The organism is Streptomyces sp. 150FB, from assembly GCF_000818195.1.
GTDB lineage: Bacteria > Actinomycetota > Actinomycetes > Streptomycetales > Streptomycetaceae > Streptomyces.
On sequence record NZ_JTHL01000001.1, the window covers coordinates 2,470,157 to 2,484,896 of the forward strand.

A 14,740-nucleotide genomic window follows, 5' to 3' on the forward strand; every position below is an offset into this window, starting at 1 on the left:
ACGCGGGCCGTGGGGCCGGCGGTGAGGTCTGCGCCGCCGGCCTCTCCGGCCCGGCCAATGTCGGCGACGACTTAAGCTGTCGCTTAGGTTGATACGGGCTGCGCGACGTGCGCGGACAGGGACCCCGGCGAAGGGAGCACGCGTGCGGGACATCGCCGAGTCCATCGCGGCCTGGCAGGCGGACGGCGTACGGTTCGCCCTCGCGACCGTCGTACGGACCTGGAACTCGGCGCCACGGCAGCCGGGCGCCGCCATGGCGGTCGCCGAGAACGGCGAAGTACTCGGCAGTGTGTCCGGCGGCTGCGTCGAAGGCGCTGTGTACGAGCTGGCGCAGGAAGTGCTGGAGTCGGGCGAGGCGGTGCTCACGACGTACGGGGTGAGTGACGACGACGCGTTCGCCGTGGGGCTGACCTGCGGCGGCGTCGTGGAGGTCCTGATACGCCCGGCCGACAGCACGCACTTCCCCGACCTGCCGGAGGTCCTCGACAACATCGCGGCGGGCCGGCCGGTCGCTGTCGCCTCGGTCCTCTCCGGCCGCGCGTACAAGGCGCCGCCGGGCGGAAACCTCGTGGTCACGCCGGAGGGCACGGGCACGGGCTCACTGGGCGGCGAGCGGCTGGACGCCGCGGTCACCGAGCTGGCCCGCGGCATGCTCGCGCAGGGCAACACGGGCGTGGTGCACATCGGGCGGGACGGTGAGCAGCGTATGGACGAACTCGCCGTCTTCGTACAGGCCTTCGCGCCGCCGCCCAGGATGCTGGTGTTCGGCGCGATCGACTTCGCGGGCGCGGTGGCGCGGATGGGAAAGTTCCTCGGCTACCACGTCACGGTGTGCGACGCACGGCCGGTCTTCGCGACGCGCGCACGGTTCCCGGACGCGGACGAACTGGTCGTCGACTGGCCGCACCGCTTCCTCGACGAGCATCCGGTGGACGAGGACACGGTCATCTGCGTACTCACCCATGACCCGAAGTTCGACGTACCACTGCTGGAGCGCGCCCTGCTGACCCCGGCGCGCTACATCGGCGCGATGGGCAGCCGCCGCACCCACGAGGACCGCCTCGCGCGGCTGCGCGAGGCGGGGGTGAGCGAGACGGCGCTGAGCAGACTGTCGTCCCCGATCGGGCTCGACCTGGGCGCCCGTACCCCTGAAGAGACCGCGGTGGCGATCATGGCGGAGATCATCGCGCTGAGATGGAACGGCACGGGACAGCGGCTCACCCGCACGGAGCTGTCGATCCACCGCTGAGGGTGGGGGTGCCGGAAGCGGTCGGCGGAGGGCCTAGAAGGGGATGGCACCGTTCCCCGTGACCCGCAGCCGCCCGCTGCCGATGGCGGTGTGGGTGGCGACCACGGCGCCCTCCTGCCCGTCGGGCAGCCGGAGCCGTACGTCGTCGTTCTCCATGGCCACGAAGAAGTCCTCCGTGGAGTCCCCGGTCTGCACGCTGCCACCCCACTGACGCACCTCGCCGGACCGGCTGGAGCTGAGCGTGGCGTGGACTTCGATCGTCGATTCACCGGCGATGAGGGTCGCGGGGCCCTGGTAGTTACTCATGGCCCCAGTGTGCGCCCCGACAGGCCCGGGACCCGCCAGCCGGACGACTGCGCCAGGCGGGTCCGGTCGCCGCCCTTCGGAGCGCCGAAGCGGCGCGCGGATCGCGGATCGACGTCGCGTCACAGACGAGAAGGCGTCCTGTGTCAGCTCGCTACTTTCCGGGCGTGAAGCAGGAACCAGTGCCGCGCGAGGTGGACGCCCTTGTCGGAGGATTCCTGCTCCACGTAGCTCTCAAAGAGATCCCTGTCCTTCACGGAGTCGTAATCCTCAAAGATCGGCACCATCTCGAGGAAGCGATTGAGGTCGGCGGGCGAGTGGAAGTACTCGTCGTACGGGAAGTGTTCCTCCTTGAGGATCTCAAAACCTTCCTCCTCCAACTGCTTACGGTCCTCCTGGGCGACGGGCGTACCTTCCCACCGGCCGTACAGTTGGCCCCTTCCGAAGGTCTCCTTCAGTTTCCTCACGTCCTGCTCGCCGATACCGAGATAGACGATCGAACCGCCGTCCTTCAGAACCCGCCGGAATTCCGGCACGAAGAGCGGACCGCGTCGCGAGGTCACGAGATCGAACTCACCGTCGGAAAATCCCGTCCGCGCGGCGTCTCGTTGCTCGAACCTCACATGAGCCAGTCCTGAATCGCCCTGATGGGCCCGGGCGGAGTCGAGCATCTCGGCCGACATGTCGATGGCGTGCACACGTGCGAAATCAGGAGCGATCGTCAGAAGATTGCGGCCGTCCGCACAGCCGACATCCAGAAGGCTCCGGCCGGCGCCGCTTTCACTTTTCGCAATCCCGTCGAACACCACCTCCGGATCACCGTTGGTGAACTCGGTCGTGCGTTCGGCACCACTGGAGTATCCACCGAACTTGCCGGCCACCTTCGAATAGAACTCTGGATTCATCGCAATATCTCCTTCGAGTGAGTACGCCGGCCGTGAGAACCCACATCATCATGCTGCAAGGACGGGCCCCTTGAGGATGTCCTAACGCCCCTTCATTTCTCCATGGCACCCTGCCCCGTTGAACGCTCGGCGTCCGCGGGGACGGGGCAGCCACGACCGGCGGACCGCCCGTCAGGACACGTGGCGAACGATGGGCAGATCGACGATCGAAATACAATATTCACATAAGCCTCATTTGTGACATTGGTCCACACGACAGGCAGGTACGGCCGAGGACGAGTGAACGAAAAAATCGGCGTACGCGTGTGAGAAGCACAGGAGCCGATGTCACATCAGCACGTCACCGAGGGGCAAAGGAGGAGATCCGCCAGAGAGAGGGATGTCATAGATAGGGCACTTACGCGCCACCCGCCCACCTCGACATGTCTCGAAAAAATGGACAAAAACATAAACATCGACCAGACCTCAAAAAATCGTGACAGCCGACACCAGCTTGGAGCCGGCCAAACGAATCGGCCACGCGGCGCGTTTCGGCCACCTCGAAGGGCAGGGAAGAGAAGAGGGCCACCTGATGTTGCACGAGGAAAATGCAGCCGACAACAAAGATTTGACTTCCCAAAGACAAAAATCTCCCAGTTCAAAACGGATCCGCACGCTGGACATGTTCCGCTCACGCGGTGTTCCGAACACGTGAGACCGCGCCTCGTAAGGAAAATCTCTCCATGCCCGTAGACCAGATTGCCGTCGCAGTACACGACGGGGATCTCCTGTCCAGAGCAGGCCTCATCGCCTACCTGCAAAAACAGCACGCCATCACCGTACTGAACGGAATCGCGGACACGAAGGAGCCGAAAGCGGGAGATGTCGCCGTGATCCTTCTTGACCAGGTCGACAAGGAATCCGCGACACGACTGCGCAAGCTCGTGAACGACATGAAAAAACGGGTGGTACTGGTCACCGGCGAACTGGACGAATCACAGTTGGAGCTGATACTGGATGCCGGTATCCACACGGTTGTCTGGCGCCACCAGGCAACGGCGGAACGCCTCGCGAGAGCCGTACGCTCCACCTATCAGGGAGAGGGCCAGGTTCCGCCCGACCTCCTGACCCGACTCCTCGCTCAAGTGGGCCGTACACACAAGGGCGAACACAGGGACGCAAGGCTCGACAAGGGCCTCAGCGAAAGGGAACTGAGTGTGCTTCAGTTCGTGGCCGAGGGGTTGGACACCAGAGAAATCGCAGCTCATCTCTCCTACTCCGAGCGGACGGTAAAAGGAGTGCTGCACGACATCATGGTGCGAATGCAGCTCAAAAACCGGGCCCACGCCGTCGCATTCGCCATTCGCGCCGGATACATGTAACCACGTGTCTTCTCTGGTTGACGTCGGCCGCTGAGTGCGTCGATTCGGGCGGGATCACCCACTTTCACCCAGATCATCCGAATCGGACGAGACGTCATCGGCCATCCGCCGGACGGTCGAAGGTACATGCCGAGGCGATCGCGACCGCGACGGGCCAGGGGACACCGCAGTTCATACAGCGGAACGGGACCTCCGGCTGCGCGGCGGCCCGCCCGAGCGGCTGACCGCCCGCACTGCCTGACGCACCCGGGCGGCCTCGACACGAGAAGGCCATCCGTCCGTCCCCGTCCGACGTGCGTCCTCCCGTGCACAACACCCCGTCCGCCCGGACCACGCGTGTCCGAGAGGTCGCGGCGAGTATGGCTGGAGGTCCGGGCGCCGGGACATTCTCACGTCTCGCCACAACCGCCAGGATGCTCATGGGCCCTCGCAGTGGGCCGCTCCACCCCGGGAGGCTGCCGTACGGAAGTCCGGGCACCCGTGACCCGGTCCCTGGCGGGCGTTGAGCCGGCCGGAGGCGCTTCGGTCGTGGTGCCCGCTCCGTCGAGGCCCCGGAAGCACGCACCTAGCAGGCGAGGACGGGTAATTGAGCAAGATCATTGCGGTGGTGTCCGGCGGGCTCGACTCCGTGACCATGGCGTACCACCTGAAGGCCGAAGGCCACCAACTGCATCTCCTGGCGGTTGACTACGGGCAGCGGCACCGCAAGGAGCTGGAGTTCGCCCGCATCGCCGCGGACCGGCTCGACGCCCCTTTCGAGGTGGCCGACCTCAGCGCCGCGCGCAACATCCTCCGCGGCTCCTCGCTGACCGACACCGCCGTGGACGTGCCGTCGGACAAGGGCCCGGCACAGGGCAGTCCCAACATCGTCCCGAACCGCAACGCGCTGATTCTGTCGGCGGCGTTCGCACTGGCAGTGGTGGAACAGGCGGAGGCGGTCTCGTTCGGCATCATGGCCGACGACATCGGCCCCGCCGACACCTCTCTGGAGTTCCTCGCCGCCTTCCTCGCGATGGAACGGGTGGCCACCCGCGGCTACGCACGGCCGGACCTCGACCTGCTGTCTCCCCTGGCGCACCTGCACAAGGACGGGGTGATCGCCCTGGGTGACAGCCTGCACGTCCCGTGGGACGAGACATGGACGTGCTTCCGCGGCGAGGAGGTCCACTGCGGCAGGTGCTCCGCCTGCTGGGAGCGGCGCGAGGGGTTCACGAAGGCCGGTGTGAAGGACCCCACCGTCTACGGAGAGCGGTAGCGGTCATGCGGTTGAAACCGGCGGCAGCCGAACCGAGGTACCTGGAATGGATCATGGCGTGAGGACTTTCGAAGCACTGGAATCAGAGGTCCGCAGCTACAGCAGAGCGTGGCCGGTCGTTTTCGACCGCGCGGTGGGCAGTCGGCTGTACTCGGAGGACGGCAAGCCCTATCTGGACTTCTTCTCGGGGGCCGGGGCCCTCAACTACGGCCACGCCAATCCCGTGTTGAAGGCGGCGCTGCTCGACTACATCGCACGGGACGGAGTTTCCCACGCGCTGGACATGTTCACCGTCGCGAAACGTGACTTCCTGGAGACCCTGGACGAGGTGATCCTGAAGCCTCGCCGACTCGACTACAAGGTGGTCTTCCCCGGTCCCGGCGGTGCCAACGCGGTCGAGGCCGCGCTGAAGCTCGCCCGGAAGGTGACCGGCAGGCAGGGCATCGTCAGCTTCACCAATTCCTTCCACGGGATGACACTCGGCGCGCTCGCCGTCAGCGGCAACGCGAAGAAGCGTGCCGCGGCCGGGATCCCGCTCGTGCACGTCTCCCCCATGCCCTACGACGGCTATCTCGCGGACGGGTACCCGCCGTTCCTCCACTTCGAGCAGTTGCTCTCGCACCCTGGAAGCGGTCTCGACAAACCGGCCGCCGTGATCGTCGAGACGGTCCAGGGCGAGGGCGGCCTCAATGCCGCCGGCGACGAATGGCTGCGCGGTCTCGCGGATCTCTGCGCGCGCCACGGCATCCTGCTGATCCTGGACGACATCCAGATGGGCTGCGGGCGTACCGGTCCGTTCTTCAGCTTCGAGGACGCGGGGACAGTGCCCGACATGGTCTGCCTCTCGAAGTCCATCGGCGGGTACGGGCTGCCGCTCGCTCTCACCCTGATCAAGCCGGAACTGGACGTGTGGGCGCCCGGCGAACACAACGGCACCTTCCGGGGAGTCAGTCCGTCCTTCGTGACCGGGGCTCAGGCCCTGCGCTCCTACTGGCTCGACGAGGCGCTGGAGAAATCCACCAGGGCCAAGGGCGAGAGGATCAGCTCGGCCCTGGAGGACATCACACGGACCTACCCGGAGGCGGGGCTCACGGTGAAGGGCCGGGGCCTGGCCCTGGGGCTCGATTTCTCGGCGACCGGTGAGAACGCCGGGGACACCGCGGCCGGGGTCTGCGAGGCCGCCTTCCGGCACGGCCTGCTCATGGAGACCTCGGGCGCTCGCGGCGACGTGGTCAAGATGCTCCCGCCGCTGACGATCAGCGACGGGGAGATCGATGAATTCCTGGAGATCTTCGAGAAGTCACTGCGTGCCGTTCTCGCCCCCTGAGTCCGCTGTCGGGTCACACCCGCGGGTGTGACCCGGCCATCTGTCCGCCGGCATTCCGTCCGACGTCCCACGCCGGGCGGACCGGCCCCTGGTTGAGGAGTTCCGCTGTGAAAACCACCATCCCCGCCGTCGACCTCGACGAGTGGCACACCGCGTCCGCCGAGCGGCGCCGGGAGATCGCCGAGGGCCTGGACGAGGCCCTTCGGGAGACCGGCATGTTCCTGCTGGACGGGCATGGGGTCCCAAAGGAGCTGATGGACGAATTCCGGTCCCGCGGACGGGAGTTCTTCGCCCTCCCGCGCGAGGTGAAGGCGCCCTACAGCATCGAGGCGGCGTACGACAGCGGGTGGCTCGAAATGCATCCGGGCGGTGGCGTGGGCGTCCCACTCGCTGAGGGCGAGGAAGCCCCGAGCGCGCCGGACCTCCACGAGTCGTTCTACGTCGGTCCCGCGCACGGGACCGGGAACGCCTATCTCGACACGTACTGCTACCCGGCCAATCGCTGGCCGGAGGAACTGCCCGCGCTGAGGGAGGCGGCGGAGAAGTACACCGCTCATATGGTCCGGGTCGCTCACGAGGTGAACGCGATCCTGGCAACGGTGCTCGGGCTTCCCGAGGACTTCTTCAACTCGCGTGCGACGAAGGCCACATGGACGCAGAACGCGAGCTGGTATCCGTCACTGCGCTCGGTGGGGCGGCTGGAGAGCGGCCAGTTGCGCAACGGGCCGCACACCGATCTCGGAACGGTCACCCTGCTCAGCAGGCAGGCCGGTGTGGGCGGCCTCCAGGCGTGGAACGAGGCGGACGGGTGGTTCTCCCCTCCGTACAGCCCCGACTCCCTCATCGTGAATCTCGGCGACCTGATGGAGCTGTGGACCGACGGCCGCTGGCGTGCCCTGAAGCACCGTGTGCTCGCCCCCAGTCCCAGCGCCCCCGACGAGGAGCTGCTGTCGCTGGTCTTCTTCTTCGAGTCTGACCCGCGGACACTGATCGAGCCCCTGGCCGAGCCGATCGGTGGGGGTGCGGGGCTGGGGCCGGTCGTCTCGCGGCAGTCGGTGCTGGGGAAGCTCGGCGTCGATCTGGACCTTGCCGACACCGTGAGCTGACCTCGCTCCACGGTCGGCGGCGGCGCCGCGGACCGACTCCGGGCATGACCCGGCCGGCTGCGGAAATCCTCCATTGAGACGTCCAAGGCGTGTACCGCCGTGCGAGTTACGGCGGTACACGCCTTTTTGCCGCCCGGAATCAGTCGGCACGGTCGGCCGCGGCCCACGCCCGAATTCATCGCGAAACCGGCGGCGGCCGCGCCGAAAAGGATTCCGGTGGGCGCACGCCGCGGACACGGAGCGGGTTACCCCGCTGACCGTACGGTTGACCGCGGCTTCGACCGTACGGTCGCACCCGGCGCGAAATGCGGGCCGGCTCAAGGGCCCTGCGGACTCCGGCCCGTTGACCCTGCCTCGCCGAAGTGTCCCGCCCCCTCGACCATCCACTCGGAGCCGACTCGATTGTCCGGTCGCCGAACGTCCTTTCGTACACGGGCGGCCGACAGGCCGACCGCCCCCTGCCCGAAAGTCGGTCCGGAAGGACGTTACCCGGAAATCGGAGGGAGGCCAGACTGATGCAGGTCCAAATCGGCCTGAGGGTCGTGGAATTGCCTGCGCGGCACCGCCCCCTCACGCCGGTGGCCTACAGGATGATCGAACCGATGTAAGGGATACCAAAAGGCATGACTTTGCGAATTACCAAACGGTTTGAATTCTCCGCCAGCCATCAACTGTCAGGCCTCGCAGAGGGACACCAGTGCGCTCGGCTTCACGGCCACAACTACGTGGTGGAGCTGGAACTGAGTGCCACGGTCGATTCGCTCACCCCGACGGGCTTCGTCCGTGACTACGGAGAGCTGAGCCCCTTCAAGACCTGGATCGACAAGACGGTCGACCATCAGCACCTCAATGACATCGTCAAGGGAAATCCGACCGCCGAGAACCTGGCCATCTGGCTGTACGAGCAGTGGTCCGGAAACTTCCCGGAGCTCAGCGCCGTGCGGGTCTCCGAGACCCCGAAGACATGGGCCGAGTACTGCCCCTGAGCTGCTCTTGAAAAACAGCAGGCCATCTGGCGAACATCTGCATGAGGAGGTGGTGCCCTGTGGAATCCGAACTCGTCGTCAATGAGATCTTCGGCCCCACTTGATGCCGTACAGGGAGAAGGCCGGTCGCTCGGCCGCAGATGTGCCTTCCTGAGACTGGGCGGCTGCAATCTTTCGTGCCAGTGGTGTGACACCCCGTACACCTGGGACTGGCAGGGAACGAGTAACGCCGGCATCCGGTACGACCCGAAGGTGGAGCTGCACAAGCGCACCGTGGATTCGGTGGCCAAGGAACTGCTGGCCTTCGGAGTCGACCTCGTGGTCATTTCCGGCGGTGAGCCGCTCAGCCAGCAGGCACGGCTCCTTCCGCTGGTGACCCTCCTGAACGAAGAGGGAATCGAGGTCGAGATCGAGACCAACGGCACGCGAGTGCCGAGCCCCGCCCTTGTCGATGCGAACGTCCGTTTCAACGTATCGCCCAAGCTCTCGCATTCCGGTGACAGTGCGGACAAGCGCATTGTGCCCGCCGCCCTACGGAGATTCGCCGGGATTCCCGGCGCCACGTTCAAATTCGTGTGCCGGGACACCGATGACCTCGACGAGGTGGGCCAGTTGGTCTCGGCCATGGATATTTCTTCGGTCTGGATCATGCCCGAGGGGCAGGACGGGGCCGCCATCGACAAGCACATGCAAAATATCGCCGACTCTGTCATTGACCGCGGCTGGAACATCACTACCAGGCTGCACACCCTCGTCTGGGGACATAAAAGAGGTGTCTGAATGACTCTGAGCACGCACTCCGAGGATCATGTTCTCGATCTCGTGGAGCCTCTGAAGGAGGATCCGCTGGTCGATCTGGCGCGACAACTGCTCAAGGAGATCGGCGAGGACCCCGACCGCGACGGCCTCCAGGAGACCCCCGAGCGGTTCGCGAGGTGGTGGCGCGAGTTCATCAACTACGCCCCCGGCACGATCTCGACCCTCTTCGAGTCGACGTCGACCAGCGGCATGGTGATCGTCTCCGACATCGAGGTGTGGTCCCTGTGTGAGCACCACCTCCTCCCGTTCAACTGCTCGGTGACCATCGCCTACCGGCCGGGGAAGCACCTGCTCGGTCTGTCGAAGTTCGCGCGCGTCGCACACCGCCACGCCCACAAACTCCAGGTACAGGAGCGGCTTGTCGCGGACATCGCGCAGGACATCACTGACGTCACCGGTGCGACGGACGTGGCTGTGATCGGGAAGGGCGAGCACCTGTGCATGACGATGCGCGGCATCAAGGCCAGCGCTCTCATGACCTCCACAGCGTTCCGGGGAGCGTTCGGCGAGGACGCGACGCTCCGCGGTGAACTGTTCTCGCTCATCAAGTCCTGACCGTCCGCAGGCCACGGGGGTACGCGGCTCGCTCGCACCGGTTCGAACCACGACGGTGCGGGGCGGGCCGCCTGGCAGGCCCCCGCGTCGGAGCGCCGGCGCGCCGGGCCGTGTCCCCCGAGGCGCGTACCGCCCGCCTCCGCGGTGCGGTACGCCATGTGCGGGCGGACATCCCGGGTCCGGCCGGACGGTGCCGGTGGGACCGAAGGTCGGCCCAGCAGGACATGCTCAGCGGGCAGTTGAGCCGACATGATGCGTAGGCGTGTCCAGCGGGGGACCGTCTCACGGGTGGCGCCGCACCTTCGTCCATCACCCTGCCAGAGGAGGATCCCCATGCTAAAAGGCAAGCCCGCGGTCCTGTTGGTCGACCCTGTCCGGTATGGGGAGGGATACAAGGCCGCCGTCCGGGATCTCGGATTCACGGTCGCCTCCCTGTACACATCCCCCTACAGCAGTGACCGTGTCGGTCACGAGAAGGGGGACGACCTGTCCCTCTACGCCGGGGACGTGGACAGCGCCGCACGGGAGATCGCCCTGGCGGGCCTGGACGTACACGCGGTCGTGCCGACCATCGAAGCGGCGGTCTACCTGGGCGACATGCTCGCGGAACGACTGAACGTACCGGGCAACGACCACTCACTCGCATGGGCCAGGCGCAACAAGGCTGCCATGCGTGAGCGAGCGGTGGAAACCGGTGTCGCCGTACCGGACTTCAGGCTCGTGGGAACGGTTGCTGAGATCGCCGACGCGGCCCAGGAGATCGGCTTCCCTGCCATCGCCAAGCCGACCATGGGTTCGTGCTCGCAGGGGATCACCGTCCTGCCGGACGCCGAAGCGGTACGCGATCTCAGCGGGATGGTCACCCACGACCTGTTCGGCCAGCCGGTCGAGCAATGGCTCGTCGAACAGTACGTCAGAGGCGCCGAGTTCGCGGTGAACTGCTACACCGCCGAGGGCGAGCACCGTGTGGTCGACATCTGGCAGTACCGTCAACCCGACGACCGGGACTACGACTTCCCCGTCTGGGAGACGCTCCAGCTTGATGAGAGCCATCCGGACCACGAGCGCGTGTCCCGCTATGTCAAGAAGGTCCTCGACGCCTACGGAATCCAGCGCGGGCCCAGCCACACCGAAGTCAAGTGCAACGACAGCGGTGTGTATCTCATGGAGATCGGTGCCAGGCAGCCCGGCGGGCCGGCGGTGGAGATGTGGGCCAGGCACAGCAGTGTCATCCGGCCGTACCACGACTCCATCGAGTGCTACCTCGGCCGTCGGCCCGCCATGATGGACAAAGCCCTCGAATTCCAGGCGGTGTTCGGGTCCATGGTCCTGCGCAACGACGGTCCGCCCGGCACGCTCGTGGCCATCCACGGTCTGGACGGCCTCGAAGGTCTTCCGGGCATCGACAAGATCATGGTCGAGGCCGCGCCCGGCGATCACCTTGACACCACGCGGGACAGCACCGCGCTCCCGTTCAGCGCCTTCGTCACGGGCCCCGACGCGGCCACCGTGCTCGCCACCCTCGCCACGATCCGTTCCACGGTCAGCCTGGAGATCCGCCCCGACCCGCTCCCCGAAGCCGCTTCGGCCGGGAACGCCCAGCTTTGACATGCGTATCGAGGACAACGGGAACGTGCCCGACAGCGGACTGCTGACGACCTACCGGAAGCTGCTGGCCGCTCCAGGAGCACGGCGGCTCGCCACAGCGAGCCTGGTGTCCAAGTTCCCGATCAGCATGTTCCCTGTGAGCACCCTGCTGCTGCTGTCCCCCCACTACTCCTACGCGACGGCGGGAAGCACGATCGGCACCACGCTGCTGGCGAACGCGATGAGCAGCCCCCTGCGTGGGCGCCTCCTCGTGCGGCGCTCCGTTCCGCTGGTGCTCCGGCTCTGCCTCGCCGGGTATCTGGCCGGGCTGACGGGTCTCGCGCTCTCCGTGTCCGCACAACTTCCTTATCCGCTGGTCGTGTTGTTCGCAGCCCTGACCGGCTCATGCTTCCCCCCTGTGGGCATGCTGCTGCGGAGCGCGTGGACCTCTGTCGCCGGAGCGGGCCACCGTTCCTCGTCGAACTCCTTCGAGGCGGCGATGATGGACGTCGCCCTCATCACAGGTCCCCTGATAGCGGCCTGGCTGAGCACGAGCGTCGCGCCCGTCCTGCCTTTCGCCGTCACCGGTGCCTTCATGGCAGCGGGCGTCACGCTGGTGCTCACGGTGCCCGGCCCGGCCCGGGGCGGCCGGGCCGGGCCCGCCGCCGGGTCCGGTGCCGCACCCCGTACCGGACGCCGGTCGCTCCCCCTGCGATCCCGCCCGCTGACCTCGGTGTTCGGCAGCCAACTGCTGTTCTGCGCCGCGTTGTCCGGCCTTGAGGTGGCGCTGCCCATCTATGCCCGGCAACACCATGCGACCGCACACAGTGGGTGGTACCTGGCCGGGCTCTCCGTCGGGAGCATCCTGGGCGCACTGCTGCTGGGCGCCTCTCCCGCCCTGAGCAGGATCGGGCTGCCGGTGTTGCTGAGCGCCTTTGTCGCGGGTGCCTGCCTCCTGGGGCTCGCCATGAGCGAGGCACCGTCAGCCGTGTTCTTCGTCTGTCCGGTGACGGGCCTGGCGATCGGCTCGACGTTCTCCCGTATCTACACCGGCATCGCGGCCTTCACCCCGCCGGGGCACGACACCGAGGCGCAGGGCTGGGCGGTCGGTATGACCACCGTCGGCTTCGCCGCCGGCTCTTCCGCCGGTGCGGCACTCGCGGGAGCACACGGCGCCTCCGCCTTCCTTCTCTTCTCCCCCGTCGTGGGAGCGGTGGCGGCCCTGTTCGCTCTGGGCGCCAGGGATCACCGCCCGGACGAGCCCGGCGGCAGGAGCGGGGCTCCCGTCCTCACGGAGAAGAAACCGTCTGTGTGAGGACACAGGACGAGGGCACGGTGGCCGTGACGTCTCCGCGGCGCCCGCCAGACGGGGCGACTTGCGTCGAACGACTAACTGGATACTATCTAGCTAGCTACTCAAATCTGGTACCCGCCCCCGCCCAGCAAGTCCGAAGGGTTCTGTTCACCATGTCTGACCAGCAGTCCCCCACCGAGACCCTGCCCGCGGCATCGCCGAGGTGGTGGATCCGCGCCGTCGTGGCCACCGCCGTAGGCAGACAGACGTCCCTGAACCTCGCGCCGGCCCCGAAGCGCACCACCGGCGCACGCCGAAAGCCAGGGCGGCGACCGGCTCGGTGTGCGTGCGGACGCGTAGCGGCAATCCGCGGGCGTACGTCCTGTGACAGGGTTCACGCGGCATTTGGTGACGACACCGCGTGACTTTTCCGTGCCCCGCGCGAAGAAACGTGCCCTCTCTCCAGGCGGACTTCAGCGGACAGAGGGAACGACCGCCCGCCAACAAGCAGGCGTACGGCGGGCTGTGGCGCGTCCGGCTCCCGGAGGCATGCCCCAGTCTCCCGGGCCGGAGAACCGGGCGCGCCACGATCGCGAGGAGCAGGCGAACCAGCCGGCCGGGCCCACTTTCGACCGGCGTCCTGGACGCTTTGGCCGCAGGTCATGCGGATTTCGGCGGGAACCGGTACTGATTGTGGGGACGCGCCCTCGGGCAAGATCAGGTGGACGCGTGCATCCGGCGGCCCTCCGACGAGCGACGTACTGCCGAACGACGTAGCCGAACACGGGGCCGCCCCTCGTATCGTAAGGAACAACCTATGCCTCTCCATGAGATAGCCGTCGCGGTCCATGACGGAGATCCACTCTCCAGGGCCGGTCTCATCGCTTATTTGCAGAGACAACAGGCCGTCACCGTGCTGAATGGAACGCAGGGCGGGGAGAATCCCGCGGTGGCGGATGTGGCTATTATGCTCCTGGACCAGGTCGACACGGAATCCGCGAGGCGTTTGCATAATCTTGTGAACGACATGAAAAAGAAAGTGGTTCTCGTCACCGGGGAACTGGACGAGTCGCAACTGGAGTTGGTGCTGAATGCGGGCCTGCACTCGATCGTCTGGCGGCACCAGGCGGCTACGGACCGTCTGGTAAAAGTACTCCGCACCACTTACCAGGGAGAGAGCGAGGTCCCCTCCGATCTCCTGGCCCGGCTCTTGGCACAAATGGGCCGCATGCGCAGGGGAGAGCGGAAGGAGGCCGGGCCTGGCGATGGACTCACCGAACGGGAATCGCGCGTTCTGCAGTTCGTTGCCAAAGGCCTGGCAACGAAGGAGATCGCCGCTCAACTGTGTTTCTCCGAGCGGACAGTAAAAGGAATACTGCACGACCTCATGGTGCGAATGCAGCTCAAGAACCGGGCGCACGCCGTCGCTTTCGCGATTCGCGCGGGGTACATCTGACGACGGCCGGAACAATGAAATTGATCCGCGGGCGAGCGAGCGAACAACGGGACACCTGCCCGCCCCCCTCGTCGCGGGCACCCCGACCGGCGGCCACACGGCCAGACCGCAGGCACACCAGCGCCCCCGCCTGGCCTTCACCAGCCGGACAAGGAACGGGTTTGCGGCGCGGCCCCGTCGGCCATGTACTCTGTTGCCTCATCCACGGGTGCGTAGCTCAGGGGTAGAGCGCTGCTCTTACAAAGCAGATGTCGGCGGTTCGAACCCGTCCGCGCCCACCAGGTGAAGTAGCAGGTCAGCAGGGGTAGATGGCCTCCCGGTCGCGAGTGACCGGGAGGCCATTTCCATGATCGAGGCCACATAAGGGTCACATCCCCACGGTTGGGCATTATTGAGCTCCCCCACAGTCTGATCCGACGGAGACGTGTACGCCGGTGGCCGCTTTCGTGCCGCTGCCGACACGGGGGCCGGGTGTGTGGCGGCAGTTCAGTGAGCGCCGGCGCGGGCGGCGCGCGGGCGGCGCGTCTACGGGGGCTA

The 14,740-nt window shown here is 66.6% G+C and carries 14 protein-coding genes and 1 tRNA gene; 13 read left to right on the forward strand and 2 right to left on the reverse strand.

Features of this window, described 5'->3' with window-relative positions; genetic code table 11:
• The first annotated feature begins 142 nt into the window (after nucleotides 1–142).
• Nucleotides 143–1,249, forward strand: a complete 1,107-nt coding sequence (locus tag QR77_RS10305) for an XdhC/CoxI family protein (protein ID WP_040021140.1) — start codon at nucleotides 143–145, stop codon at nucleotides 1,247–1,249.
• Nucleotides 1,250–1,282: 33 nt separating this feature from the next.
• Here the strand turns inward: QR77_RS10305 and QR77_RS10310 are convergent, their stop codons facing one another.
• Both QR77_RS10310 and QR77_RS42095 read right to left on the reverse strand, forming a co-directional pair.
• Nucleotides 1,283–1,555: a DUF4873 domain-containing protein gene (locus QR77_RS10310; protein ID WP_052488655.1), complete on the reverse strand. Its 273-nt coding sequence runs from the start codon at nucleotides 1,553–1,555 to the stop codon at nucleotides 1,283–1,285.
• Nucleotides 1,556–1,698: 143 nt separating this feature from the next.
• On the reverse strand, nucleotides 1,699–2,457 hold the full coding sequence (locus QR77_RS42095; RefSeq protein ID WP_052488656.1) for a class I SAM-dependent methyltransferase: 759 nt from the start codon (nucleotides 2,455–2,457) through the stop codon (nucleotides 1,699–1,701).
• Between the two features lie 475 nt (nucleotides 2,458–2,932).
• Here QR77_RS42095 and QR77_RS45850 point away from each other — a divergent pair, with 475 nt between their 5' ends.
• The 12 genes from QR77_RS45850 to QR77_RS10370 all read left to right on the forward strand — a co-directional run bounded on the left by QR77_RS45850 (nucleotide 2,933) and on the right by QR77_RS10370 (nucleotide 14,484).
• Nucleotides 2,933–3,151, forward strand: a complete 219-nt coding sequence (locus tag QR77_RS45850; RefSeq protein WP_150130365.1) for a hypothetical protein — start codon at nucleotides 2,933–2,935, stop codon at nucleotides 3,149–3,151.
• 28 nt (nucleotides 3,152–3,179) lie between these two features.
• Nucleotides 3,180–3,818 (forward strand): response regulator transcription factor, encoded by a 639-nt coding sequence (locus tag QR77_RS10320; RefSeq protein ID WP_040021141.1) that lies wholly within the window; start codon nucleotides 3,180–3,182, stop codon nucleotides 3,816–3,818.
• A 586-nt stretch (nucleotides 3,819–4,404) separates the two neighbouring features.
• Complete coding sequence (locus tag QR77_RS10325; RefSeq protein ID WP_040021142.1) at nucleotides 4,405–5,073, forward strand: 7-cyano-7-deazaguanine synthase; 669 nt, start codon at nucleotides 4,405–4,407, stop codon at nucleotides 5,071–5,073.
• 46 nt (nucleotides 5,074–5,119) lie between these two features.
• Nucleotides 5,120–6,400, forward strand: coding sequence for a diaminobutyrate--2-oxoglutarate transaminase (ectB, locus tag QR77_RS10330; RefSeq protein ID WP_040021143.1), 1,281 nt, complete (start codon nucleotides 5,120–5,122; stop codon nucleotides 6,398–6,400).
• A 107-nt stretch (nucleotides 6,401–6,507) separates the two neighbouring features.
• Nucleotides 6,508–7,506 carry a 2-oxoglutarate and iron-dependent oxygenase domain-containing protein gene (locus QR77_RS10335; RefSeq protein WP_040021144.1) on the forward strand — a complete coding sequence of 333 codons (999 nt, stop codon included), beginning with the start codon at nucleotides 6,508–6,510 and terminating at the stop codon, nucleotides 7,504–7,506.
• A gap of 623 nt (nucleotides 7,507–8,129) precedes the next feature.
• Nucleotides 8,130–8,492, forward strand: a complete 363-nt coding sequence (locus tag QR77_RS10340) for a 6-carboxytetrahydropterin synthase (protein WP_040021145.1) — start codon at nucleotides 8,130–8,132, stop codon at nucleotides 8,490–8,492.
• Nucleotides 8,493–8,573: 81 nt separating this feature from the next.
• Entirely contained in the window at nucleotides 8,574–9,272 is a 699-nt protein-coding gene (locus QR77_RS10345; RefSeq protein ID WP_236710597.1) for a 7-carboxy-7-deazaguanine synthase QueE, read from the forward strand.
• Nucleotides 9,273–9,866: a GTP cyclohydrolase I gene (folE, locus tag QR77_RS10350; protein WP_040021146.1), complete on the forward strand. Its 594-nt coding sequence runs from the start codon at nucleotides 9,273–9,275 to the stop codon at nucleotides 9,864–9,866.
• 333 nt (nucleotides 9,867–10,199) lie between these two features.
• A complete protein-coding gene (locus QR77_RS10355; protein ID WP_052488657.1) occupies nucleotides 10,200–11,474 on the forward strand; it encodes an ATP-grasp domain-containing protein in 1,275 nt (424 codons plus the stop codon).
• Nucleotide 11,475: 1 nt separating this feature from the next.
• On the forward strand, nucleotides 11,476–12,768 hold the full coding sequence (locus QR77_RS10360; protein ID WP_040021147.1) for an MFS transporter: 1,293 nt from the start codon (nucleotides 11,476–11,478) through the stop codon (nucleotides 12,766–12,768).
• Nucleotides 12,769–13,564: 796 nt separating this feature from the next.
• Nucleotides 13,565–14,203, forward strand: a complete 639-nt coding sequence (locus QR77_RS10365; protein ID WP_052488658.1) for a response regulator transcription factor — start codon at nucleotides 13,565–13,567, stop codon at nucleotides 14,201–14,203.
• Nucleotides 14,204–14,409: 206 nt separating this feature from the next.
• Nucleotides 14,410–14,484, forward strand: a tRNA-Val gene (locus QR77_RS10370).
• The last annotated feature ends 256 nt before the right edge of the window (nucleotides 14,485–14,740 follow it).